Raw genomic sequence first — 22,586 nt, 5'->3', positions numbered from 1 at the left:
ACGGCCTTAGACCTTGGTCTTGCTCACCACCGCAATGGTCAGCCGCGAGATGCAGGCCAGCTCGCCAGCCTCGTTCTCGATGCGGATTTCCCAGACCTGGGTGCTGCGGCCAATGTGCACTGGCCGCGCGGTGCCGGTGACCGTGCCACTGGTGACGCCACGCAGGTGATTGGCATTGATCTCCAGCCCCACCGCGAAGGCCTCGTTGGGGTCCAGGCACATGTTGGCGCCGAAGCTGCCCAGCTCCTCCGCCAGCACCACATTGGCACCACCATGCAGGCGTCCATAGGGCTGCTTGGTGCGCTGGTCCACGGGCATGGTGCCGCGCACATAGTCCGGGCCGATCTCGGTGATCTTGAGCCCGATGTGCCCACTCATCGAGTTGGCTGCCATCTGTTGCATCTGCTCCGGGGTCGTCTGCCACTTCCAGATACTCATGCCGCTCTTCTTCCTCGTTAGGGTGGTTTTGCTAGGGCGGGCATCGTAACGCGGCACGCGAATTGCTCGGCTAAACTCGGCCCCACATCAGAACTGACGCCGCACTCATGCCGCGCGACACCTCACTCACCGCCCTGGTAGCCGGGCCCACCGGCGCCGTCGGCCAGGCCCTGCTGGCCCAGCTCCTGGCCAACCCGCGCTATGCCCGGGTCAAGGCACTGAGCCGCCGGCCGCTGCCGCTGCAACACCCCAAGCTGGAAGAACTGCGTTTCGACGGCGAAAGCCTCGCCGGCCTGGACAGCGCACTGGCCGCCGACGAGGTGTACTGCTGTCTCGGCACCACCCAGAAGCAGGCCGGCAGCAAGGCCGCCTTCGAGCGCGTCGACTACCACCTGGTGCTGGCCGTGGCCCGCGCCGCCAAGGCCCAGGGCGCGGAGAAGTTCCTGGTGGTATCGGCGGTCGGCGCCTCGCTGCGCTCGCCTTCGTTCTATTCGCGGGTGAAGGGGCGCATGGAACAGGCGCTGCGCGAAGTCGGCTTCGAGACCCTGCACATTGTCCGGCCCTCCCTGCTGATCGCCCAGCGGGACGATCTACGCCCGGCCGAGTGGCTGGCGATGCAGGCGGCCCCGCTGCTCAACCCTCTGCTCAGCGGCAAACTCGAGCGCTATCGGGCGGTGCCGGTGGAAGCGGTGGCGGCGGCGATGATCGCGCTCGCCGCCCGCGAAAGCCGTGGCGCTCAGGTGCATCATCTGCCGCTGGCGGAATGATGCTCCGGGTTGGTGGGGGTAGTGGCGCGCCTGGGGCGGCATTGGCGCTGCTGTTGCTGCTCGGCGCCGGCTCCAGCGCAATGGCAGACACGCTGCCGAACATCGATGCCTTTGCAGAGCAACTGGGGACGAAGCTGTCGAATCTGGGTGGCGACCCCTTCGATCCGGAGCTGCAGGCCGCGAGACGACAGAATCTTCTCGCCAGCTACGCCGGGCAGGAGTTGCGCATCCCGGCGCCGCCCCGGGTCATGGATCGCAATGGCGCAGGCCAGGGCTTGTGGCCGCTCCGCTATCAGGACGGTCGCCTGCGGCTTGAGTTCTCTACCGGCAACGCCCTCGCCTATGGGCAGATGCTGGCAGATACCCCCTGGAACTACTGGACCTCCGACTTCACCCGTCCCGCCCGGGGCGAGACCGCTACCGACGGCCGCGCCTGCCGCCAGTATTCGCGGCGCACCGGCTACGGGCTGTTTGTGGAGTCGCCCCGTGGGGCGCGCTACTTCGTCGACGATCAGTACCGGACCCCGGGCAGCAGCCCAAGCTGGAGCTTTCAGTCGGCCCTGTCGGAGCTGGCCTTCGACAGCCGCCTGGAGCAGGCCAAGGCGCTGGCCGGCCGCCTGGAAACCCGGATCCGGCTGGCCTCACTGAGCGGCGTCGAGCACATCGATGGCAACGAGGTGCGAGCCACCCAGAGTCGGCACTGCTATTCCGGCGCGCAGACCATGCTGCAGGGACGCATCGATCAACTGCGCCTGATCGACCGGGCCAGCGGCGAAGATGTGGTACGGATTCGCTTTAGCTACTAGGCACTTGCAACCCGTAGGCGCCGCTCAGTCCTGCGCCGTGGTGCGCGGGTGCGGATGGCGATGGGTCGCACCACTGCCGCAAGGTTCCGGCGTGCGCAGGGCCGCCAGTACCGGCGCGGTTTCCGGGCGCAGGCCGCGCCAGATCTCGAAGGCGGCGGCGGCCTGCTCGACCAGCATGCCCAGGCCGTCGGCGCTGAGCGCCGCACCCTGCGCCCGCGCCCAGGCGCCGAACGGCTCGGCGGCGGCACCATAGGAAAGGTCGTAGCAGACACCACCCTCGGCGACGATCTGCCCCGGCAGGCGCGGCAGCGTTCCGGCGTGGCCGGCGCTGGTGGCATTGATGACCAGATCGTAGCGATCACCCTTCAGCGACAGATGGGTGCGCGGCACGATGGGGCCGAGCGCCTTGAACTGCTCGGCCAGCTCTTCGGGCTTCCAGGGATTGCGGTTGGACACCGCCAGCTCGGCCGGCCGTTCGGCCAGGATCGGGGCGATCAAGCCGCGCGCGGCGCCGCCGGCACCCAGCAGCAGCACGCGCTTGCCGGCGAGCGCGACCCCGAGGTTCACCGTCAGATCGCGGATGAAGCCGACGCCGTCGGTGTTGTCGCCGGTCCAGCCGCCGGCGGTGCGCACCAGGGTGTTGACCGCGCCGGCGAGCTTCGCGCGCTCGCTCACCGATTCGCACAGCGCCGCCACCGCCAGCTTGTGCGGCAGGGTGACGTTGAGGCCCTGATAGGGCTCGGCGTGCAACTGCCCCAGCACCTCGGCGAGCAGCTCCGGCGCCACTTCCACCGCGTCATAGCTGAGCTTCTGGCCGGTCTGGCGCGCGAAGGCGGCGTGGATGAAGGGCGACTTCGAGTGGGCGACGGGGTGGCCGATAACGGCGTAGCGATCCATGCGTGGTTTTTTATGCTCGGTTCAGTTCGGGAAAGCAGCGCGCCTGCAAGCGCGTGCAATAGGCCTTGAGGTTGGCGTGACGCTCGGCCAGTTCGGTCAGCGGCGTGCGCAGTTCGGAGCCCAGGATGTTGCCCAGCAGGCCGTAGACGCAGGCATCGACCGTGCGCGGCGCGGCACCCAGGAAATACGCCTGCCCGCCGAGTAGCGCAGCCAGCGTGGCGAGATCCTGCTCGGCGCGGTGCAGGATCTGCTCGCGCGACAACAGCCCCAGACCATGCCCGCGCGCGTCCCGGCGCAGCTTGCGTCGGATCAGCCCGCCCACCAGCTGACGCGGCCCCGGCGGCAGGGCCCCGAAGAAGGCCTTCAGCGTCGCCGGCCAGCCGGCGGGGTCGATCCAGCGCATCCACAGCAGAGCCCAGTAGAGGTGCTCCTCGACCAGCCGCTGGATGGCGAGACCCTGGGCGCGCTCGCTTTCGCTCAGGCCGGCATCGAGCGCCCGCTCGCCCAGGCTGGCTTCCAGGTGGGCGAGGATGGCGCTGGAATCGGGGATGCGCTGGCCGTCGTCATCCAGCATCGGCAGCTTGCCGGTGGGACTCTTGAACGGCGGCACGCCGAGGCAGCGGTACTCCAGACCCGCGAGGCGCAGATAGGCCTGTACCTTGAGACAGAACGGACTGTCGTTAGGCAGTCGTCCGGTCTGCGGAAACTGGTAGAGGGTCAGCGCCATGGTCCGGCTACTCGGCCAGCCAGACCGCCGCCTGCTTGGCGTAGTAGCTCAGCACCAGATCGGCGCCAGCGCGGCGGAAGCAGAACAGCGCCTCCATCAGTGCCTTCTTCTCGTCCAGCCAGCCGTTGGCGATGGCGGCTTTCAGCATCGCGTACTCGCCACTCACTTGGTAGGCGGCGGTCGGCACCCGGAACTCGTCCTTCACCCGGCGCACGATGTCGAGGTAGGGCATGCCCGGCTTGACCATCACCAGGTCGGCGCCTTCTTCCAGATCGAAGGCGACTTCGCGGATCGCCTCGTCGCTGTTTGCCGGGTCCATCTGGTAGTTGCGCTTGTCGCCCTTGAGCGCGCCGCTGGAGCCCACCGCGTCGCGGAACGGGCCGTAGAAAGCGCTGGCGTACTTGGCGGCGTAGCTGAGGATCAGGGTGTTCTTGTAGCCATCGCGTTCCAGCACCTGGCGGATGTCGCCGATGCGGCCATCCATCATGTCGCTGGGCGCGATCACGTCGCAGCCGGCGCGGGCATAGACCAGGGCCATGCGGCGCAGGATGCCGCTGGTGGAATCGTTGTCGACATTGCCGCGCTCGTCGAGCAGGCCGTCGTGCCCGTGGGTGGTGTAGGGGTCGAGCGCGACATCGCACATCACGCCCAGCTCCGGCACCGCCTGCTTGATCGCCTTCACCGCGCGCGGCACCAGGCCTTCGGGGTTGAGCGCCTCGCGACCGTCGTCGGTCTTCAGCGCCGCCGGAATCACCGGGAACAGCGCCACCAGGCGAATGCCCAGGGCGTAGAGTTCGCGGCACTCGGCCACCAGTTGTTCCAGGCTCAGGCGGCTGATGCCGGGCATGGAGGCTATCGGCCCGATCAGCTCGCCTTCGGCGACGAACAGCGGCTGGATCAGATGCTCCGGAGCAAGCTGCGTCTCGCGCACCAGGTCACGAATGAAAGTCGACTGGCGGGTGCGGCGCAGGCGGGTGGTGGGAAAGCGGCCCAGACTCACGGCGGAAGACTCCTCAAAAACAGGGCGCCGCAAGGCTTGCGGCGCGCAATTATAGGTGCGCCGCGCCCCGGAGCCGGCCATGCGCACGTAGGGCCTGTTAACGCTACGGGGATCGCTGCGGCGTTAACAGGCTCCGAGGCGTCATCCGCCTGTCGCCTGCACGCAATACATTGATCGGCTCGAAGCCAACCCGCCCCGTAAAGTCGATGACCCCAAACACCTTGCGCGCCGGCCTGCTGGCCCTGGCCGCCCTGCTCGCCGCCTGCGGCCAAAGCCTGCCGCCGACCCTGACCGAAGCGCCGGGGAATCCGCCGGTCGATCCCGATCTGCCGCTGCCGCCGAAGATGCGCTGCGCGCCCGGAGTCAGCACGACCACGACGCTGGCCCAGGCCGACGACTGCGCAAGCACCACCGGGGGCCGGTCATGAGCGAACTCGACCGGCGCCAGTTCCTGCGGCTGGCCGGCGTGGCGGCGGCGGGCGCCGCCTTGCCGCTGTCGATCCAGAAGGCCCTGGCAATCCCTGCCAACAACCGCACCGGCACGATCAAGGACGTCGAGCATGTAGTGATCCTGATGCAGGAGAACCGCAGCTTCGACCACTACTTCGGAACCATGAAGGGCGTGCGCGGCTTCGGCGACCGCTTCCCGATTCCGCTCGCTGGCGGCAAGCCGGTCTGGTACCAGCGCGACAGCCAGCTCAAGGAGGTGCTGCCCTACTACCTCGACTCCAGCAAGGGCAACGCCCAGCGGGTCAGCGGCACGCCGCACGGCTGGGAGGACGGCCACTTCGCCTGGAACGACGGCCGCTACGGGCTCTGGCCGGCGATCAAGGAATCGCAGTCGATGAGCTACTACAAGGAGGCCGAGCTGCCGTTCCAGTTCGCGCTGGCCAATGCCTTCACGCTCTGCGATCACTACCACTGCGCAATGCTGACCAGCACCAATCCCAATCGCTTGTTCCTGTGGACCGGCATGAATGATCCGGCCGGCGAGCACGGCGGGCCGGTGACCAGCAACCAGTACGACGCACTGGGCCCGTCCAGCGAAGGATATAGCTGGACCACCTATCCGGAGCGCCTGCAGGAAGCCGGCGTGAGCTGGAAGGTCTACCAGTTCCTGCCCGACAACTTCACCGACAACTCCCTGCACGGCTTCGTCAACTACCGCCTACAGAACGAGGCGGCCGGCAACAACAGCGACGGCTCGCGCAGCAAGCCGGACGGCTCGACCTATTTCCCCGCCTACGACCCGGCACTGGACGCGCAATACCCCTTGCTCAAAGGCTGCTCGAACACCCTGCCCGACGGCGGCCCGGACAGCCCGGACCTGCTCGCCTCGCTGCGCGCCGACGTACTCGCCGGCAAGCTGCCGCAGGTGTCCTGGGTGGTGGCGCCAGCGGCGTACTCCGAACACACCGGGCCGTCGAGCCCGGTGCAGGGCGGCCACTACACCCAGCAGGTGATCGAGGCATTGACCGCCAACCCCGAGGTCTGGAGCAAGACCGTGCTGATCGTCAATTTCGACGAGAACGACGGCATGTTCGACCACCTGCCGCCGCCCTGCGCGCCCTCCATCGGCCTCGATGGCCAGCCGATCGGCGGCTCGACCATGGACGACAGCAGCGAGCGCCGCGGCATCGGCTATCTCTACGACGCCAACTGGGTCTACGGCCCCGGCATTCGCGTGCCCTGCTACGTGGTCTCGCCCTGGAGCCGCGGCGGCTGGGTGTGCTCGCAGGTGTTCGATCACACCTCGGTGATCCAGTTCCTGGAGAAGCGCTTCGGGGTGATGGAACCCAACATCAGCGCCTACCGGCGTGCCATCTGCGGCGATCTGACCAGCGCCTTCAACTTCGCCAACCCCAACGACGAACCCTTCCCGGCCCTGCCGGAGATCAGCAAGGCCGAGGCCGACGCCCTGCGCGCCGCGCAGGAGCAGCTCGCCCAGCTCAGCAACGAGGCCACCACACTGCCGGTGCAGGAGCCGGGTGCGCGGCCTTCGCGAGCCCTGCCCTACGAGTTGTTCGTCACTGCGAGCGTCGGCACCGGCACCGTCGAACTGCGCTTCGACAACACCGGCGCGCAGGGCGCGGTGTTCCACGTCTACGACAAGACCAATCTGCTGGCGACCCCGCGCCGCTACGCGGTGGAGGCCGGCAAGTCGCTGACCGGCACCTGGGTGGCGCTCGGCAGCTACGACCTCTGGGTGCTGGGGCCGAACGGCTTCCACCGCCACTTCCAGGGCAGCGCGCTGAATCTGCCCACCGGCGGCGCGCCGGAGATCGACGTCTGCTACGACAGCGCCAACGGCGATGTCTACGTGAAGCTGCACAACTCGGGCTCGGCGACGCTGAGCTACCAGTTGGCGGCCAATGCCTATTTCAGCTCCCAGCCGGAGACCGTCGAGGTGCCTGCCGGCGCCAGCGCCGAGCGGCATTGGGTGCTGAAGGCCGTGGGCGGCTGGTACGACTTCACGGTCAGCGCCGACAACGGCTTTCTGCGCCGTTTCGCGGGCCGGGTGGAAACCGGCCGGCACACGATCAGCGATCCGGCGCTGGGCCTGGTCTAGGCGCTGGCGGCCAACTCGCGCGCGGAGTAGCGTCCACGCATGCCCGATGCCGCCCTGCTGCGCCTGCTTGCCGCCCTGCTGAGTCTGGCCCTGTTGCTGCTGGCCGAGCGGCGCTGGCCATTCCAGGTGCTGCCGTCTGGTCGCTGGGGGCCCAATCTGGGACTCGCCGCGCTCAGCGCCGGCCTGGTGGCGCTGCTGCCTTTGCTGTCGGCGCTGGTCGCCGCCGGATGGGCGGCCAGCCAGCACTTCGGCTTGCTGCACTGGCTGCGGTTGCCGGCCTGGCTGGCGCTGCCGCTGGCCTTCCTGGCCCTGGACGCCGCCGTCTACGCCCAGCACCGCGCCATGCACCACTGGCCGCTGCTCTGGCGCCTGCACCAGGTCCACCACGCCGACCCGGCGCTGGACGTGACCAGTGGCCTGCGCTTCCACCCCGCTGAAGCCCTGGTCTCGGCCGCCTACAAGGCGGCGGTGACGGCGCTGCTGGGCGCTTCGCCGGCGGCGGTACTGGCCTTCACCCTGGCGCTCAATCTCGGCGCCCTGTTCAGCCACGCCAACCTGCGACTGCCGGCCGGCGCCGAGCGGCGCCTGCGCTGGCTGCTGGTGACGCCGGGCATGCACCGCATCCACCATTCCCAGCGGATGGACGAACAGCAGCGCAACTACGGCTTCTTCTCACCCTGGTGGGATCGTGCCTTTGGCAGCTATCAGGCGGAGCCGGAAGGCGGCGAGGCGGCCCTGCGCATCGGTCTCGCCAGCGAACCGCCGGGGGCCTCCGGCCTGCTGCGGCTGTTGCGGCTGCCGTTCCGGGCTGACGACGGCGCCCCGGCTTCCGATACCATGCCGGCCACATGCAAGACGCCGCCCGACTCGAAGCCCTGATCCTGGCCACCGCCGGCGGCGACGCGCGGGCGTTCCGCGAACTCTATGAGGCCAGCAGCTCGCATCTGTTCGCACTGCTGCTGCGTATGCTCAAGCGTCGGGACTGGGCCGAAGAGGCGTTGCAGGACAGTCTGCTGAAAGTCTGGCGCAAGTCGGAATCCTATTCCCCCGACAAGGGTTCGCCTGCCACCTGGCTGTACACCATCGCCCGTCACCGCGCGCTCGATCTGCTGCGCGCGCAGCGGCCGGAGGACAGTCTGGAGATGGGCGAAGACGAGGACGGCGCGACCATCACCATGGATGTCGCCGACGAAAGCGAGAACCCGGAGGCCCGCGCGGTGGAAAGCGAGGGCGTCGGGCAGTTGGAGCGCTGCATGAAGGGCCTGCTGGAGCCGGAGCGCAAGAGCGTGATGCTGGCCTACTACGAGGGCTATACGCATCCCGAGCTGGCGAGCACGCTGGGCGCCCCCCTGGGCACGGTGAAGAGCTGGGTGCGACGCGGCCTGGCCAAGCTGCGCAGCTGCCTGGAGGGCTAAGGGCCATGCGCTACCGCACCCCCGAACTCCGCTCCCAGCTCGCCGCCGAGTACGCGCTCGGCCTGCTGGTGGGGCGAGCGCGCCGCCGTTTCGAGCGCCAGCTCGCCCGCGAGCCAGAGTTGCGCGAGGAACTGCGGTTCTGGAACGAGCGCTTCGCCGAGATCCCCGCCAGCCTCAAGCCGGTGCCACCGCGCGAACTGGTCTGGACGTCGCTGGCGCAGGAAATCCTTAAGGACCAGAACAAGATTCAGCCCCTGGTGGCGCCAAAGAGAGCCGCCCCACCGGCGGCCCGCGAACCCATCGGCCTGTACCGCAGCTGGGCGCTGGTGGCGACGGTGGTGACCGTGCTGATGGGCGTGGCGCTCTGGCGCGAGCAGGCTCGCAACAGCAGCCTGCTGGCGCTGCTGGAAGTCGCCCAGAACCAGCCCATGCCCTACGTCGCCGCCATCCACTTCGACGGCAGCGAGGCGCGCTGGGCGGTGTCGCTGCACCCGGACAAGAAGCTGATGCGCATCACCATCGCTCCGGGCAGCCTGCCGGTCGATGTCGCCCAGCGCGATCTGGAGCTCTGGATGCTCGACAGCCAGGGCCAGCCGCACGCCCTGGGCCTGCTGCCCACTGCTGCCGGTGTGCCGCTGGAGCTGCCGATGCCGGACATGCCCCGCTCCGAGCTGAGCGCCATGACCATCACCCTGGCGGTCAGCGAAGAGCCCAAGGGCGGCTCGCCCACTGGTCTGCCCACCGGCAAGGTGCTGGGCGCGATGCCCGCGGCCCGGGCGCTCTGAGCGGTGAGGGCGGCCCGCTGCGCGGGCCTGTGAGGGCGCTGCCGCTGCGCGGCTCGCTGTGAGGTCGGCGGCTGCGCCGCCTGTGAGGGAAAAGCGTCGCAAAGACTTTGCGGCCAGCGAGCCTGCGCCTGGCGGCTGTTGCCCCTCACAACGAGCGTAGCGAGTGCCCTCACAGCGGGCGGCGCAGCCAGCCGCGCGCCCTCACAGGCCCACGCAGTGGGCCGACCTCACTGCGCGGGCGCAGGCAGCGCTCCCAGGATGGTCGCCGCCAGCTTGTCGTAGTCGCCATCGAAGTGATGCCCGCCCGGCAGCTTGGCGACCAGCGCGTTGGAGCCCTGCAACTGCGGACAGATGCTGTCGTCCTCTTCGGCGCCGTAGATGCACAGGAAGCGCACACCGCGCATGCGCCGCACCTCCGGCAGGGTCTCAGGACCGTTGTTGTTGTCGGCCACCCAGTTGCTGAGCTGGAACTCGAACACCGCGTGGTCGGACAGGCCCATGCCGGCCGCCAGCAGCACCTTGGCGCGGGTCTCGGCCGGCAGGCCGTTAACGGCAAAGGGCAGCACGTCGGCGCCCTGCGAGTAGCCGATCAGGATCACCTCGCGCTTGTTCCAGGCGGCCAGGTAGTGGCGGATAATCTTGTCGACATCGGCGGCGATGCCGGCCGGGGTGCGCGAAGTCCAGAAGTAGCGCAGGGAGTCAACGCCAACCACCGAGATGCCCTGCGCCTGCAAGGCCGCCGAGACCTCCTTGTCGAGCCCGGCCCAGCCGCCGTCGCCGCTCCAGAGCACCGCGAAGCGCGGGTTGTCCTTGCCGCTGGCGGCGGGCTCCTCGATCACCGGCAAGTCGCCGAGATCGGTAGGCGCGGCGGCGACGCTGCCCTGGCGATGCGCCAGGCGGTGGTAGGCGGCGACGAAGGCGGCGCGCGCGCGGGGACTGGCGGCGTAGTCGTGACCGACGCCGGCCAGCAGCACCTGGCGGGCAGCGGGAATCTGCGCGAGGAACCGGCCGGTGGCCGGCGCGTCGCAGACCGGATCGGCGCTGCCGAGCAGGTTCAACAGCGGCACCGCCAGCTTCGGCGCGGGCAGGAAGTCCACGCCCTTGCCGTCCTTGCGGCGCTGGAAGCGCAGGCCCTCGCCGGGACAGACCGCCTTCTTCAGTTCGAGGTCGGGGCAGAAGCCCAGCAGCAGGCCGGCGGCGAAGGTCTCGGCCGGCGCCTGCGCCAGGGTGGCATAGCCGAGGGTGGCCCCGGCCGAGTAGCCGACCAGCACCGGCGGCCGGTAACCCGGCGCCTTGGCATAGGCCTGGACGAAGTGCGAGAGGTTTTCCAGGTCGCCGTCGGGGAATACGCAGTCACCACCATCGGCTTCGAGATCGGCCATGAACTGGGCGCTGTCGATACCCGCCACCAGCGCGCCCTCGGCGACCAGGGTCTGCGCCAGCTGGCTCATCGCCGGCTGCCAGCCGCCGTCGCCGGACAGCAGCAAGGCAAAGCTCTTCGGGCTGCCCGCAGGGCTAAACACATGCACCTGCCGGAAGCGGCCGTGGTCGAGCACTTGCTCGTTCGCGGCGAGCACCGGCTTGGCGACGGCCGGCTTGGCCGGAGCCGCGGCCAGCAGACCCGGCGCGAACAGGGCCAGCACAACAGTCAGAAGGGCGCCACACAAGACGTGGCGGCGATCCAGGCTCATTTCGTCAGCACTCCCTTGAGGCCGCCGCTGACCAGGGCGGCGATGTCGGTAAAGGCCAGGATCGGCTTCAAGCCGCCCTCGGCGCAGAGATAGCGCGCCTCCCAGGTCGGGTCGAATTTTTCCTTGAAGCTGCGCAGGCCCTGGAAGTTGTAGAAGTTCTCGCCGTGGCGGTAGATCAGCCGCGCCAAGCGCTGCCAGCGTGGCGCGTTGTAATGCTCGGACATGCCCGACATCGGCGCCATGCCCAGGCCAAACTGCGCGTAGCCCTTGGCCTGGCAGTGCAGCATCAGCTGCACGAACAGATAGTCCATCACCCCGCGCGGCGCCTCCGGGGTGTAGCGCATCAGGTCGATGGTCGCCTCGGTCTTGAGCTCGGTGGTCATCACGTTGGCGAAGGCCACCGGCTTGCCGTTTTTGCTGGCGATCGCCACCGGCGTGCGGCTCAGGTAGGCGGGCTCGAAGGAGCCCAGCGAGAATGCCTTCTCGCGGGTCGCATGCTGAGCCAGCCAGGCGTCGGAGATCGCCCGCAACTGCGGCAGCAGCGGCTCCACCTCGGCGGCGGGAATCACCTGGAAGCTCAGGCCGTCGCGCTCGCCCTTGCTGATCGCCTGGCGCAGATGGGCACGCTTGGAGCCCTTGAGGCTGAAGTCCTTGAGCGGCACGAAGGCGTATTCGCCCAGCTTGTAGGCCGACATGCCGACATCGACATAGAGCGCCAGATTGCGGCCGCTGGCCTGGTAGAAGCAGGCGCGGCCGCCGTGCTGGTGAGCCAGCTCGACGAAGCGCCAGATCAGCTCCACCGCCTCGCTTTCGAGACCCACCGGGTCGTACAGCGCCGCCCAGGTGCGGGCGCGCTTGCCGTACATCAGGAAGCTCTTGCCGGACTCGGAGAACAGCAGGCTCTTGTCGCCCATCAGCGCCAGCATGGCGTCGGCCCGGCCCTGGCCGCGGATGATGGCGGCGGCGCGCTCCAGATCTTCCGGCCCGGCCTCCTCGACCTCGCCGCTGGCCGGACGGAACGCCTGCCAGAGCGCAAAGGCGAAGCCGAGCAGCACCACGCTCAGGATCGCGCGCAGGCTGCGCGGCGCATGGGCGTCGAAGGCGAACTGCCACCAGAGGTCGTTGGTGTAGTCGACATCGCGGTAGACGAAGAACATCAGCCAGACGATGGCGCCGAGCACCGCGCCGACCATCAGCAGCCAGTTGAGCGAGAACGGCTGCGCGAACAGCGAGGCGCGGCGGTCGAACTCCTGGCGACCGGCGACCAGGAGCAGCACCAGCACCGACAGCGCACCCAGCTCACCGAGTGCCACGCCCTTGGGCAGGGCGAACACCGCACTGACCATGGCCAGCACCACCGCCGCCCACCAGGCGGCATCCAGGCGCAGCAGCAGGCCACGGGCGACAAACAGCAGGCCCAGGCCGGCAATGCTGCCGAGAAAATGCGCGCCTTCGACAAACACCAGCGGGATGCGCAGCGCCAGGAGCTCGGTGGCTTCGTCGGTAGACGGCGTCACTCCCGACACCAGCAGCATCACGCCGACCGTGAAGGTGGCCACCGACAGGAACAGCGGCGACAGCTCCGCCGCCTGCTGGCGCACCCGGCTCTGGCTGATGGTGCGCCATTCGCGGATCACCAGGAGCAGCACCGCCAGCGCCAGCGGCGCGCCGTAGTAGATGGCGCGATACAGCACCAGGGCACCGGCGATCTGCTCGGCCGGCAGGGCACCGCGGAAGGCGAGCAGCATCACCGCCTCGAACACGCCGATGCCGCCCGGCACATGCGAGATCACGCCCAGAGCGATGGCCAGGGCGAAGAAGGCCAGGAACACTCCGAAGCTGACGCTGGAGGCCGGCAGCAGCAGCCAGAGCACGGCGGCGGTGCAGAGGATGTCCAGCGCCGAGACCAGCAACTGGGCGGCGGCCAGGCGCCAGGACGGCAGCACCAGACTGCGGCCGGCCAGCCGCAGCGGCTCTCCGCGCGCGCAAAGCAGCAGCAGCGCGCCGATGCCGATCAGCACCAGCAGCGCCAACGCCCGCAGCAGCCCGGCCGGCAGTGGCAGCAGGCTGTAGGCGGCCTCCGCGCCCCAGAGCAGACCCAGGGCGCCGATCGCGGTGATACCCAGGCCGAAGCCCCCCGCGACAAAGGCCATCAGCCGCGCCACCTGACCGGGCTCCATGCCGGCGGCACCGTAGACCCGCAGGCGCACCGCGCCGCCGGTGAGCACGCCCAGGCCGACGGTATTGCCCAGGGCATAGCCGGCGAACGAGCCCAGCGCCAGGGTGCGCAGCGGCAGGCGCACGCCCAGATAGGCGAGGCCCGAGGCGTCGTAGCCCGCCAGCGCGACGAAGGACAACAGCGTGAACAGGCCGGCGGCCCAGAGCGCGCTGGCCGGCGTCCGATGAATCTCCGCCAGCACGTCGGCATAGCGGATTTCCTGGGTCAGCCGCTGCAGGGCGAAGAACGCCAGGGCCAGCAAACCGAGCACCAGCAGCGTCGAAAGCCAGGGGCGCAGGGCGGTCAGGAGGGCCTTGAGGCGAGTCAGCATGTAGGGCGGCGGCGGCAGCGGGAGCGAGATTCTACGTCGCCGACAGCCCGCGCCAGCGGCGCAGCTCCGCCATCGCCAACCAGGCCAGCGCCAGCGTCAAAGGCAGCAGGTAGTAGAGGGCGCGAAAGGCCAGCGCCGCACCCAACAGCTCGGACTTGGGCGCCGCCGGCAGCGCCAGCAACAGCACCGACTCGAACACGCCCAGGCCGCCAGGCACGCTGCTGGCGATCGCCGCCGCCATCGCCAGGGCATAGAGGCCCAGAAAGGCGATGTACCCGACGTCCGGCAAGGCCGGCATCAGCAGGTAGAGCGCGGCCGCCGAGCAGGCGAGATCGGCGACGCTCACCGCCAGCTGGCCGGCGGCCTGCGACCAGCCCGGGGCCACCAGGCTGGCGCCGCCGAGCCGAAACGGCCGGCCGGCGCGGCCGGCGGTCAGCCACAGATAGCCCAGCAGCAGCGCCAGATTGACCACGGCGATGGCGCGCACCCAGGGTTCGGCGAGGTGCAGGATCCGCGCCGCCTGGGCGGTCTGCAGCAGCAGCGCGGCATCCAGCACCAGATTCACTCCCAGGGCGAAGGTGATGGCGCACAAGGCGGCAATGCCGGCGATCTGGGCAGCCGAGAGGCCCAGCCGGGAATAGGCGCGCAGCCGCAAGGCGCCGCCGGAGAGCGCCGAAAAGCCCAGGTTGTGGCCCACCGCATAGGCGCTGACCGAAATCGGCCCGACCTGGGCATAGGGCAGCCGGCTGCCGACCAGGCGCACCGCCAGGAGGTCGTAATAGCTGAGCATCCAGTAGCTGCCGGCGACACAGGCCAGGGCGGCGGCCAGTCGCCAGCCGGGCAGGCCCAACAGATGAGCCCGCACCTCGGCCCAGCGCACCTGACCCAGGCTGTCGCTCAGCACCCAGAGGGCGAAGCCGAAAACCGCCAGACTCAGGGCGGCAAGCAAGCGGGATTTCAAGCGCGGGGACATAGGCCGTTGGTCTTAGTGACTCTAGGGAATGCCCGGATTTCGTGTAGTCTGCGGGCTGTGAATCAAATGCTCGTTCAAGTTACTCGGCCCGGGCGCAATGCCCGCGAGCGGCCGCCAGCATAAGCCAGAGCCCGCGAACGGCATGTCAAAAAAACTCATCGCCAGCCGCCTGAAGGATCTCGACCGGGCCGAAAGCTATGGGCAATGGCGCGAGATCGCGCTGGAGCTGGACCGCCTGGAAGGCGCGGACGCCTGGAAGCAGGACGAAACCAGCGACGACTACGACTACCTGCTGATCCGCGAACGCCTGGGGCTGATGCGCGAACTGCGCCGGCGCGGCGATGTCCGCGAGCTGACCTTCCATCTCGCCGAAGGCCTGCACGGCAACCTCGGCAACACTTCCAACCCGCTGCTCTACGGCTATGCGCGCATCGGCAGCAAGCGGCTGATCGAGGAGTACGTCGAGGAGGCCGCGCGCTGCCTGGACTACATCTGCGTCGGCGACTTCCCCAACTTCAGCGACGACGAAAAGGTTCTGTTCTTCAAGCGCACCGGCGCCTCCTTCGGGCGCTCGGCGCTGCTCTTGTCGGGTGGCGCCACCCTGGGCATGTTCCACCTGGGCGTGATCAAGGCGCTGTGGGAAAACGGCCTGTTGCCCAGGGTGCTGTCCGGCTCCTCGGCGGGCTCGATCATCGCCGCCATGGTCGCCACCCGCAGCGACGCCCAGCTGCCGGCGATCTTCGACCCGCACGGCCTCAATCTCGCCGCCTTCCAGCGGGTCAGCTTCGTGAAGATGTTCCGCCACGGCTCGACGCTGATGGACTCGGAGCGGCTGGAAGACTGCCTCACCGCCAACATCGGCGAGGAGAGCTTCGTGCAGGCCTTCGAGCGCACCCGCCGCATCCTCGGGGTGACCGTCTCGCCGGCCGAGCTGCACCAGCAACCGCGCCTGCTCAACTACCTCACCGCGCCCAATGTGCTGGTGCGCAAGGCGGTGCAGGCCAGCTGCGCGATCCCCGGCGTGTTCGACCCGGTGACCCTGCTGGCACGCGACTTCAACGGCGAGGCGGTGCCCTATATGCGCTCCAAGCTGTGGATCGACGGCAGCCTCGCCAACGACCTGCCGCTGCTGCGGCTGGCGCGCCTGCACAACGTCAATCACTACATCGTCAGCCAGACCAATCCGCATGTGGTGCCCTTCCTGCGCGACAACGTCGGCCGCCGGCGCGGTCTGTCCAACCTCACCACCGAACTGGTGAAGGTCGCCGGCCGCGACGTGGTGAAGGTGGCGCGCGAGCATCTCAACTCCTATGCCGCCGGGCGGGTGGTGGACAAGCTCAACGACATCCTCCAGCAGCGCTATTCGGGGGACGTCACCATCTTCCCAGCGCATACGCCAAGGCAGTTGATGCGGATGCTCTCCAACCCCAGCGCCGAGGACATCCGCCAGTACATCCAGGCTGGCGAACGCGCGACTTGGCCGAAAATCGAGCGGGTGCGGATGCAGACCCGCATCTCGCGCGCCTTCGAAGACTGCCTGCAATGGCTGAAGGACCGGGCCGAGGAACGCCAGCTCGCGAAGCTGCGTCCCCGCATCAAGTCCGTTCAGCCCGCCAGAACGACCGCCGAACTGGAAATCAGTGCGCGGACGCATAGCTAGCGAAGAAAATCAGATGGCTGATTTACCCCTCATGGCGGCATGGACGCCCCTTTCCACTCACACTCTCGAACAAGCGCAATGGACAAAGACGCACTCCGTAAAGAGCCCCTGAAAGAACTCATCCCGGCGACCGCCCGTGGTGAAGCCACTCGCCGCAAGCTGCTCGACTCCGCCGAAGCGGAATTCGGCGGCAAGGGTTTCCACACCGCCTCGGTCAGTTCGATCACCCAGCGCGCTGGCGTCGGTCAGGGCACCTTCTATCTGTACTTCCGCACCAAGGAAGAGATCTTCTCCACCCTGGTGAAGGAAATCGGCCGCAATCTGCGCAAGGAGATGGGCGTGGCGGTAGCCGCCGGCAGCAACCGGCTGGATGCCGAGCGCCGCGGCCTGGAAGCCTTCTTCGCCTTTGCCCAGGCCCACCCCGGCCTGTACCGCATCGTGCAGGAAGCCCAGTTCGTCGATGAGCCGGTGTTCCGTGACTACTACGAGCGTCTGGCCAAGGGCTACAGCTCCGGCCTGACCGCCGCCTCGGCGCAGGGCGAGCTCTCGCCGGGTGATGCCGAAGTGCGTGCCTGGGCGATCATGGGCGTCGGTCACATGCTCGGCCTCAAGCACTGCCTCTGGCAGGGCAAGGCGCCGGACAAGGCCCTGCTCGACGAGATCATGCGCTTCGTCGCCGACGGCATCGCGCCACATCCGAAGCTCGGCAAGTAAGAGCACGACCATGGCCGTGCTCCGGACGCTGGGGCTGTACGTCCCCGCGCCACGCCAGACGGCTGCGGAGATCGCCACGGCTTCGGGGCTGCCCGAAGCCGTGATCCGCGACAAGATGGGCATCGTCGAGAAGCCCGTCCCTGGTCCCGACGATCACCCCAACGAGATGGCCTTGCGCGCCGCCCGCGTGGCTTTGTCGCGCGCCGGAATGACGCCTGAGTCGGTCGATGTGGTCATCAGCATCACCGAGGAATACCAGGACTATCTGCTGCAATCGGCCGGCATCGCCGCCGCCCATGCCCTGGGCTGCCATCGCGCCTGGGCTTACGACCTCGGCCAGAAATGCGGCGCCGCGGTGCTGGCCCTCAAGCAGGCGCGCGAGCTGCTGGTCACCGATCCCGAGGTCAACACCGTGCTGATCCTCGGCGGCTATCGCAATGGCGATCTGGTCGACTACCAGGATCACTCCACCCGCTTCCTGTTCAACCTCTCGGCCGGTGGCGCGGCGGCACTGGTGACCCGCGAGGGCGCCGGCTTCGAAATCCTGGGCTCGGCCATCGAGGTGGACGGCTCCTTTGCCGGCGACGTGCGCATCCCGGTGGGCGGCACCCGCGAGCCGGCGACGCCGGAGAACCTGCACAACGTCCGCTTCCGGGTGGCCGACTACGCGGATCTCAAGCGGCGCCTGGAAGCGCGCTCGATGGATCACTTCGAGCGGGTGATCCGCCAGGCCTGCGCACGCTCCGGCTTCGCCCTGGACGGCGTCGCGCATCTGGCGCTGCCGCATTTCAAGCCGGCCGCGCACCGGGCGGTGCTGGACCGCCTGGGGCTCTCGCCCGAGCGCTCGCTGCATCTTTCCCACCACGGCCACATGGGGCAGCTCGACCCCTTGCTGTCGCTGCAACTGGCCTGCGACCGGCGGCGGTTCGCCGCGGGCGAGACGGTGGTGCTGGCGGGTGCGGGAATCGGCTATGTCTGGAATGCTATCGGCTGCCGCAAGACCGCCGACTTCCAGACCCTTGATCCTTGACCTGATTCACTGGCGCAGCCTGCAGAGCCCAGACGCCCCGGCGCTGTTCTTCGCCGGCCGCTGGTACTGCTACCGGGACCTCGAACAGCGCGCCAACCGTCTGGCCCAGCGCCTGCGCGAGCTGGGCGTGCGGCCCGGGGAGCGGGTGGGCATCCTCGCCCACAACCATCTCGCCCATTTCGATCTGATGCTGGCGGCGCCCAAGCTGGGCTTTATCTATACCGCCTACAACTACCGGCTGCCGGCCGCCGAGCTGGCACCCCTGGTGGCGCAGGTGCAGCCCCGCTGGCTGTTTGCCGACCTTCCGCTGTGGCCGCTGGCGGAAACCCTGGGAGCCCCCCTGCGTCCGCTGGCCGACTACGAGGGCTGGCTGGCCGGCGGCGACCCGACGCGCCCCGACGCGCCCGCGCTGACGCCGGAAGACATCCACATGCTGCTGTACACCGGCGGCAGCACCGGCCTGCCGAAGGCGGCACAGCTGCCCTACCGGCAGACGCTCGGCAATGCCCGCGCCACAGTCGCGGCCTGGGGCTTGAGCGCCGAGGATTGCGCGCTGCAGTGCACGCCCTGCTTTCATGCCGCGATTCAGGTCCTGTCGCTGCCGCTGCTGGCTTGCGGCGGCCGGGTGGTGCTGATGCCGGTGTTCGAGCCTGGCGAATATCTGGAGCAGATCGCCCGGCAGCGGGCAACGCTGCTGTTCATGGTGCCGACCATGTACCAGATGCTCATCGACCATCCGACCTTCGCGACCACCGACTTCGGCTCGGTGCGCTGGGCAATCAGCGGCGGCGCGCCCTGCCCGGAGCCGGTGCGCGCGGCCTTTGTCGCGCGCGGGCTGCGCTTCAAGCAGGGCTATGGCCTGACCGAGGCGGGGGTGAACTGCTTCACCATCGACCTTGACGAAGCCGAGCGCTGGCCCGACTGCGTCGGCCGGCCGATGCCGGGCCTGGAGGCGGTGGTACGCAGCGCCGACGGCCAGCCGCGGCAAACCGATGAGGTCGGCGAGCTGACGCTGGCCGGACCGCAGGTGTTTAGCGGCTACTGGCAGCAGCCTGCAGAAACCGCGCAGGCGCTGCGCGCGGGCTGGTTGTGGACCGGCGATCTGGCGCGCGTCGACTCCGCCGGCCGCTTCCGCATCGTCGGCCGCCGCAAGGAGATGTATCTGAGCGGTGGCGAGAACGTCTATCCGAGCGAGGTCGAGGCAGCACTCTTTCGCTGCACCGGAGTCGCCGACTGCGCGGTGCTGGGCCTGCCCGATCCGCTCTGGGGCGAGTCCGGCCTGGCGGCGGTGGTACTGAAAGACGGCCAGCTTGAGGACGGCGAGTCACTGCGTCGCGAACTGCGCCGGCAGCTGGCCGCCTACAAGCTGCCGCGCTGGTTCCAGTTCCTGCCCGCCCTGCCCAAGACCGGCACCGGCAAGATCGACAAGAACGAGATCCGTCGGCGCTACCTCGCCGGCCAGGGCCAAGCACTGCCTTAGCCGGGTCCGGGGCGATCGCGTCAGCGCGGCAAGCCCCCCTGCCAGCAAAAAGTTGCCGCCGGCCGCGACGCTTTGTTTGCGCCCTGCATCCGGGTAAGACCTCCACCACGGCAAGGCTTGCTCATGCGCGCGTCCCTGATCCCCCTAGGCCTGCTGGCCACCTCCCTGCTGACCGCCTGCGGCGGCAGTGGCGACGACAGCAGCAGCGATTACAGCGCCTACAGCGCGTTCGGCGTGATCGGCCAGGCCGACTACGTCAGCGGCAGCGCCAATCGCGGCAGCACCGCCAGCGCCAAGTCGCTGGCGCAGCCGCTCGGCGGCGTGGCCAGCAATGGCACGCTGCTCTACATCGCCGACTACGGCAACAGCCGCGTGCTCGGCTACAGCACGGTGCCGACCAGCCCGGCGACCGACGCCGGCTTCGTGCTCGGGCAACCGGACGCCGTCACCTCGCTGCCTTCGCCGGCCGCCAACAACCGGCTGGCGTTGCCGTCCAAGGCCGCGGTCGGCGACGGCAAGCTGGCGGTGGCCGACTCCGGCAACAACCGGGTGCTGATCTGGAACAGCCTGCCCACCGCCGCCACCCCGGCCGATGTGGTGATCGGCCAGGCCGACTTCAGCAGCGACGACCCGGGCCTGAGTGCGACCGCGCTCAACAACCCGACCAGCGTGGCGATCGCCAACGGCAAACTGATCGTGGTCGACCAGGGCAACAACCGGGTGCTGATCTGGAACAGCCTGCCCACCGCCAGCAACACCGCCGCCGACGTGGTGATCGGCCAGAGCAGCTTCGTCACCAACGCCAGCGACGACGAAGACACCGGCCTCAACAAGCCCACCGATGTCTGGACCGACGGTTACCGCCTGCTAGTCGCCGACACCAGCAACAACCGCGTGCTCTATTACTCGCAGCTGCCGCGCAGCAGCGGTGCGGCGGCGACCTATGTCATCGGCCAGAGCGATTTCTCGCGCACCGTCGCCGGCATCAGCCAGACCTCGCTGAACGCGCCCACCGGCGTCGCCTCCGACAGCACCCGCATCTACATCGCCGACGCCAGCAACAACCGGGTGGTGAAGCTGGACAGCTTCCCGATCGCCAACGGCGCCGCCTACAGCGCGGTCTACGGCCAGGACAGCGACACCTACACCACCCGCCTGGCCAATGACACCGACCACGACGGCGATGTCGACAGCGCGCCCAGCAGGGAAACCCTGTCGACGCCGACCGGCGTCGCGGTAGTCAGCGGCACGCTCTACATCACCGACCGCAACAACCACCGGGTGCTGGAGTTCCAGCCGTGAGACCAGGCCTCGCGGCGCTAGTCGCCGCTCTGCTGTTGGCGGCCTGTGATGGCACCAGCGTCAGCGAGGGCACGCAACCGGTGGCGCTGACCGTGAACCTGGCCGGGGCCACCGGCACGGTCGCGGTCAGCGAGTGCATCCTCAGCCAGGCGACCGCGACGCTGTACTTCGACGGCAACCTGGGCCTGAGCAGCGGCGACTTCAGCGCGCGGGCGGTGTGGACTTCCAGCGATCCCGGTGTGGTGGCGGTCAGCAATGGCGAGCTGCCGGCGGCCGGCGGCAGCGGCTATTACGCCGCCGGGGTGTTGCTGCCCCGGCGCACCGGCATAGCCCAGGTCACCGCCAAGTACCTGGACTTCACCTCGACCATGACCGTCGAGGTGCAGCCGGTGCTGATGACGCTGGAACCGCAGCTGAGCGAGATTGCCGAACGCAGCAGCCAGAGCTTTGAGCTGAAGCTGACCTCCAGCAGTGGCCTGGTGGTGGGCGCGGCGGAGGGCATCGGCTGGTCGATTGACCAGGCGGTGACCAATGCCAATGTCGATAGCGGCGGCAAGCTCACCGCCAATGCCGCAGGCGATGCACACTTCACCCTGCGCGCGCAGCCAGTCGGTTGTGATCGCAGCGCCAGCATGAGCCTGAAGGTGAGCGCCATCGACCACCTGAGCTATAGCCGCGAACAGCCGGAGGCGCTGCTGCCGGTGGGCTATAGCGATCTGCTCAAGGTGTACGCCCACTTCGCCGACGCAGGCAGCCCGCCGCAGAACCTCACCGCGCAGCTGAGCTATGAGGCCGACGACGACGAGATCATCGGGCTGTCGCTGGGCAGCGACTACCTGCTGGTGACGGCGCTGGATACCGGCAGCAGCGGTGCCAGCGCCCGCTTCGAGCCGGATAACGGCAGCGCGCTGAGCCTGACGCTGCCGAGCTATGGCACCGAGGACCTGGAACCTAGCGATCTGCGTCTGACTCCGGACTCGCAGCGCCTGGTCTATCCGGCCACCGGCTTGGTCAGCGCGCTGGCGCTGTTCGAGGACGGCATCGAGCGGCCGGTATCGCGGCATGTGGTCTGGAGCAGCTCCGACAGCAACCTGCTGACGGTCAATGGCTCCGGCGATTCGGCCGGCGAGATCAGCACCGCCAACGTCGACTACAGCGGCCAGGTGTATGCCGCGCTGGGCAGCCATACCGCCTCCAGCGCCGTGCTGGTCTACAAGAACGATGGCTCCTGAGACCTGAGCGCGCGGAGACTGTCTGTGCGGCCATTGCGGCCATACTGATTCGTGAATATGGTGTCATCATTCGTCTGTCGAATGCGGTCCCATTATCTGGAGTCGGTCATGTCCATCCTCCGCAAGCTGCCGGCCCTGGTGGCGCTGAGCCTCGCTTCTGGCGCCTACGCGCAGACCAGCCTGGAGTTGCCGCATGCGCTGCAGCCGCTGCTGCCGCTGCCCAGCGTCACGATCCCGCCGCTGCCGCCGATCCCGCCGCCTTGGCTGACCCTGCCCTCGGTGCCGCCGCTGCCGGTCATCCCGATCGGACCGCGCCTGCAGGGAGACATCCCGATCCAGTACAAGGCCACCAAGCTCACCATCCATTACGACACCCAGTCGCCCTACCCGGTCAGCTACACCCTGACCGGCATCGTCGGCTCGCCCTAGAACGCCACACCGCCAAACCCGCCGCCCCGGCCGCCGCCAGGGCGGCTTTTTTGTGCCCGGCAAGCACCCGCAAACCTGACTGACAATTCACGTAAAACCACGATAAGCGTCAGATTCAGAAG

At 68.7% G+C, this 22,586-nt stretch carries 21 protein-coding genes; 14 read left to right on the top strand and 7 right to left on the bottom strand.

All coding sequences use genetic code 11. From position 1 onward, the window contains the following. Window positions 1-6: 6 nt before the first annotated feature. The gene (locus AC3WT6_RS03985; protein ID WP_492652267.1) at window positions 7-438 is read right to left on the bottom strand and encodes a hotdog fold thioesterase; all 432 of its coding nucleotides are present in this window, start codon (window positions 436-438) and stop codon (window positions 7-9) included. A 107-nt stretch (window positions 439-545) separates the two neighbouring features. Between AC3WT6_RS03985 and AC3WT6_RS03980 the strand changes: the two genes are divergently transcribed. Together AC3WT6_RS03980 and AC3WT6_RS03975 are read left to right on the top strand one after the other, a co-directional pair. Continuing rightward, the gene (locus tag AC3WT6_RS03980) at window positions 546-1,205 is read left to right on the top strand and encodes an NAD(P)H-binding protein (RefSeq protein WP_492652266.1); all 660 of its coding nucleotides are present in this window, start codon (window positions 546-548) and stop codon (window positions 1,203-1,205) included. Between the two features lie 41 nt (window positions 1,206-1,246). Further along, window positions 1,247-2,011, top strand: coding sequence for a hypothetical protein (locus AC3WT6_RS03975; RefSeq protein ID WP_492652265.1), 765 nt, complete (start codon window positions 1,247-1,249; stop codon window positions 2,009-2,011). A gap of 24 nt (window positions 2,012-2,035) precedes the next feature. On the opposite strand, the gene aroE is transcribed toward AC3WT6_RS03975, so the two are convergent. From aroE to hemB, 3 genes are read right to left on the bottom strand one after another with little or no spacing between them, the layout of a single operon-like run. Further along, entirely contained in the window at window positions 2,036-2,908 is an 873-nt protein-coding gene (gene aroE, locus AC3WT6_RS03970; RefSeq protein WP_492652264.1) for a shikimate dehydrogenase, read from the bottom strand. Between the two features lie 10 nt (window positions 2,909-2,918). Further along, window positions 2,919-3,635, bottom strand: a complete 717-nt coding sequence (locus AC3WT6_RS03965; RefSeq protein ID WP_492652263.1) for a glutathione S-transferase family protein — start codon at window positions 3,633-3,635, stop codon at window positions 2,919-2,921. Between the two features lie 7 nt (window positions 3,636-3,642). Next, a complete protein-coding gene (gene hemB / locus AC3WT6_RS03960) occupies window positions 3,643-4,635 on the bottom strand; it encodes a porphobilinogen synthase (RefSeq protein WP_492652262.1) in 993 nt (330 codons plus the stop codon). 206 nt (window positions 4,636-4,841) lie between these two features. On the opposite strand from hemB, the gene AC3WT6_RS03955 reads away from it, so the two are divergent. Genes AC3WT6_RS03955 through AC3WT6_RS03935 form a run of 5 tightly spaced genes read left to right on the top strand, consistent with a single transcriptional unit; the run spans window position 4,842 to window position 9,404 of the window. Beyond that, complete coding sequence (locus AC3WT6_RS03955; protein WP_492652261.1) at window positions 4,842-5,063, top strand: hypothetical protein; 222 nt, start codon at window positions 4,842-4,844, stop codon at window positions 5,061-5,063. Further along, window positions 5,060-7,204 (top strand): phosphocholine-specific phospholipase C, encoded by a 2,145-nt coding sequence (locus tag AC3WT6_RS03950; RefSeq protein ID WP_492652260.1) that lies wholly within the window; start codon window positions 5,060-5,062, stop codon window positions 7,202-7,204. The genes AC3WT6_RS03955 and AC3WT6_RS03950 overlap by 4 nt, the downstream gene beginning before the upstream one ends. 39 nt (window positions 7,205-7,243) lie before the next feature. Beyond that, window positions 7,244-8,083 carry a sterol desaturase family protein gene (locus AC3WT6_RS03945; RefSeq protein ID WP_492652259.1) on the top strand — a complete coding sequence of 280 codons (840 nt, stop codon included), beginning with the start codon at window positions 7,244-7,246 and terminating at the stop codon, window positions 8,081-8,083. Beyond that, entirely contained in the window at window positions 8,053-8,619 is a 567-nt protein-coding gene (locus tag AC3WT6_RS03940) for a sigma-70 family RNA polymerase sigma factor (RefSeq protein ID WP_492652258.1), read from the top strand. Before AC3WT6_RS03945 ends, AC3WT6_RS03940 begins: the two co-directional genes overlap by 31 nt. Before the next feature lie 5 nt (window positions 8,620-8,624). Next, entirely contained in the window at window positions 8,625-9,404 is a 780-nt protein-coding gene (locus AC3WT6_RS03935; RefSeq protein WP_492652257.1) for an anti-sigma factor, read from the top strand. Between the two features lie 227 nt (window positions 9,405-9,631). On the opposite strand, the gene AC3WT6_RS03930 is transcribed toward AC3WT6_RS03935, so the two are convergent. From AC3WT6_RS03930 to AC3WT6_RS03920, 3 genes are read right to left on the bottom strand one after another with little or no spacing between them, the layout of a single operon-like run. Then, entirely contained in the window at window positions 9,632-11,095 is a 1,464-nt protein-coding gene (locus AC3WT6_RS03930) for an AcvB/VirJ family lysyl-phosphatidylglycerol hydrolase (RefSeq protein WP_492652256.1), read from the bottom strand. Beyond that, window positions 11,092-13,644: a bifunctional lysylphosphatidylglycerol flippase/synthetase MprF gene (gene mprF, locus AC3WT6_RS03925; RefSeq protein ID WP_492652255.1), complete on the bottom strand. Its 2,553-nt coding sequence runs from the start codon at window positions 13,642-13,644 to the stop codon at window positions 11,092-11,094. The genes AC3WT6_RS03930 and mprF overlap by 4 nt, the downstream gene beginning before the upstream one ends. Before the next feature lie 31 nt (window positions 13,645-13,675). Then, the gene (locus tag AC3WT6_RS03920) at window positions 13,676-14,605 is read right to left on the bottom strand and encodes a lysylphosphatidylglycerol synthase domain-containing protein (protein ID WP_492652254.1); all 930 of its coding nucleotides are present in this window, start codon (window positions 14,603-14,605) and stop codon (window positions 13,676-13,678) included. Window positions 14,606-14,759: 154 nt separating this feature from the next. Between AC3WT6_RS03920 and AC3WT6_RS03915 the strand changes: the two genes are divergently transcribed. From AC3WT6_RS03915 to AC3WT6_RS03885, 7 genes are all read left to right on the top strand, one after another. Next, entirely contained in the window at window positions 14,760-16,277 is a 1,518-nt protein-coding gene (locus AC3WT6_RS03915; protein WP_492652253.1) for a DUF3336 domain-containing protein, read from the top strand. Window positions 16,278-16,355: 78 nt separating this feature from the next. Further along, window positions 16,356-16,991: a TetR/AcrR family transcriptional regulator gene (locus AC3WT6_RS03910; protein ID WP_492652252.1), complete on the top strand. Its 636-nt coding sequence runs from the start codon at window positions 16,356-16,358 to the stop codon at window positions 16,989-16,991. 10 nt (window positions 16,992-17,001) lie between these two features. Beyond that, window positions 17,002-18,021, top strand: coding sequence for a 3-oxoacyl-ACP synthase (locus AC3WT6_RS03905; protein ID WP_492652251.1), 1,020 nt, complete (start codon window positions 17,002-17,004; stop codon window positions 18,019-18,021). After that, on the top strand, window positions 18,011-19,501 hold the full coding sequence (locus AC3WT6_RS03900; protein ID WP_492652250.1) for a class I adenylate-forming enzyme family protein: 1,491 nt from the start codon (window positions 18,011-18,013) through the stop codon (window positions 19,499-19,501). Before AC3WT6_RS03905 ends, AC3WT6_RS03900 begins: the two co-directional genes overlap by 11 nt. 123 nt (window positions 19,502-19,624) lie before the next feature. Continuing rightward, entirely contained in the window at window positions 19,625-20,803 is a 1,179-nt protein-coding gene (locus tag AC3WT6_RS03895) for an NHL repeat-containing protein (RefSeq protein ID WP_492652249.1), read from the top strand. Then, window positions 20,800-22,035 carry a hypothetical protein gene (locus tag AC3WT6_RS03890; protein WP_492652248.1) on the top strand — a complete coding sequence of 412 codons (1,236 nt, stop codon included), beginning with the start codon at window positions 20,800-20,802 and terminating at the stop codon, window positions 22,033-22,035. The genes AC3WT6_RS03895 and AC3WT6_RS03890 overlap by 4 nt, the downstream gene beginning before the upstream one ends. 108 nt (window positions 22,036-22,143) lie before the next feature. Next, window positions 22,144-22,464, top strand: coding sequence for a hypothetical protein (locus tag AC3WT6_RS03885; protein ID WP_492652247.1), 321 nt, complete (start codon window positions 22,144-22,146; stop codon window positions 22,462-22,464). The last annotated feature ends 122 nt before the right edge of the window (window positions 22,465-22,586 follow it).

This window comes from Stagnimonas sp. FW305-C-60 (assembly GCF_058782965.1).
This window is presented reverse-complemented; position numbering and strand designations above follow the sequence as displayed.

What these genes read in the sequence shown, in the direction of transcription:
- AC3WT6_RS03915 (WP_492652253.1), top strand. Translation starts at nt 14,760, where the DNA reads ATGTCAAAAAAACTCATCGCCAGCCGCCTGAAGGATCTCGACCGGGCC.
- AC3WT6_RS03885 (WP_492652247.1), top strand. Translation starts at nt 22,144, where the DNA reads ATGTCCATCCTCCGCAAGCTGCCGGCCCTGGTGGCGCTGAGCCTCGCT.
- mprF (WP_492652255.1), bottom strand. Translation starts at nt 13,644, where the DNA reads ATGCTGACTCGCCTCAAGGCCCTCCTGACCGCCCTGCGCCCCTGGCTT.
- AC3WT6_RS03950 (WP_492652260.1), top strand. Translation starts at nt 5,060, where the DNA reads ATGAGCGAACTCGACCGGCGCCAGTTCCTGCGGCTGGCCGGCGTGGCG.
- AC3WT6_RS03910 (WP_492652252.1), top strand. Translation starts at nt 16,356, where the DNA reads ATGGACAAAGACGCACTCCGTAAAGAGCCCCTGAAAGAACTCATCCCG.
- AC3WT6_RS03980 (WP_492652266.1), top strand. Translation starts at nt 546, where the DNA reads ATGCCGCGCGACACCTCACTCACCGCCCTGGTAGCCGGGCCCACCGGC.
- AC3WT6_RS03955 (WP_492652261.1), top strand. Translation starts at nt 4,842, where the DNA reads ATGACCCCAAACACCTTGCGCGCCGGCCTGCTGGCCCTGGCCGCCCTG.
- aroE (WP_492652264.1), bottom strand. Translation starts at nt 2,908, where the DNA reads ATGGATCGCTACGCCGTTATCGGCCACCCCGTCGCCCACTCGAAGTCG.
- AC3WT6_RS03905 (WP_492652251.1), top strand. Translation starts at nt 17,002, where the DNA reads ATGGCCGTGCTCCGGACGCTGGGGCTGTACGTCCCCGCGCCACGCCAG.
- AC3WT6_RS03935 (WP_492652257.1), top strand. Translation starts at nt 8,625, where the DNA reads ATGCGCTACCGCACCCCCGAACTCCGCTCCCAGCTCGCCGCCGAGTAC.
- AC3WT6_RS03945 (WP_492652259.1), top strand. Translation starts at nt 7,244, where the DNA reads ATGCCCGATGCCGCCCTGCTGCGCCTGCTTGCCGCCCTGCTGAGTCTG.
- AC3WT6_RS03930 (WP_492652256.1), bottom strand. Translation starts at nt 11,095, where the DNA reads ATGAGCCTGGATCGCCGCCACGTCTTGTGTGGCGCCCTTCTGACTGTT.
- AC3WT6_RS03940 (WP_492652258.1), top strand. Translation starts at nt 8,053, where the DNA reads ATGCAAGACGCCGCCCGACTCGAAGCCCTGATCCTGGCCACCGCCGGC.
- AC3WT6_RS03985 (WP_492652267.1), bottom strand. Translation starts at nt 438, where the DNA reads ATGAGTATCTGGAAGTGGCAGACGACCCCGGAGCAGATGCAACAGATG.
- AC3WT6_RS03895 (WP_492652249.1), top strand. Translation starts at nt 19,625, where the DNA reads ATGCGCGCGTCCCTGATCCCCCTAGGCCTGCTGGCCACCTCCCTGCTG.
- AC3WT6_RS03965 (WP_492652263.1), bottom strand. Translation starts at nt 3,635, where the DNA reads ATGGCGCTGACCCTCTACCAGTTTCCGCAGACCGGACGACTGCCTAAC.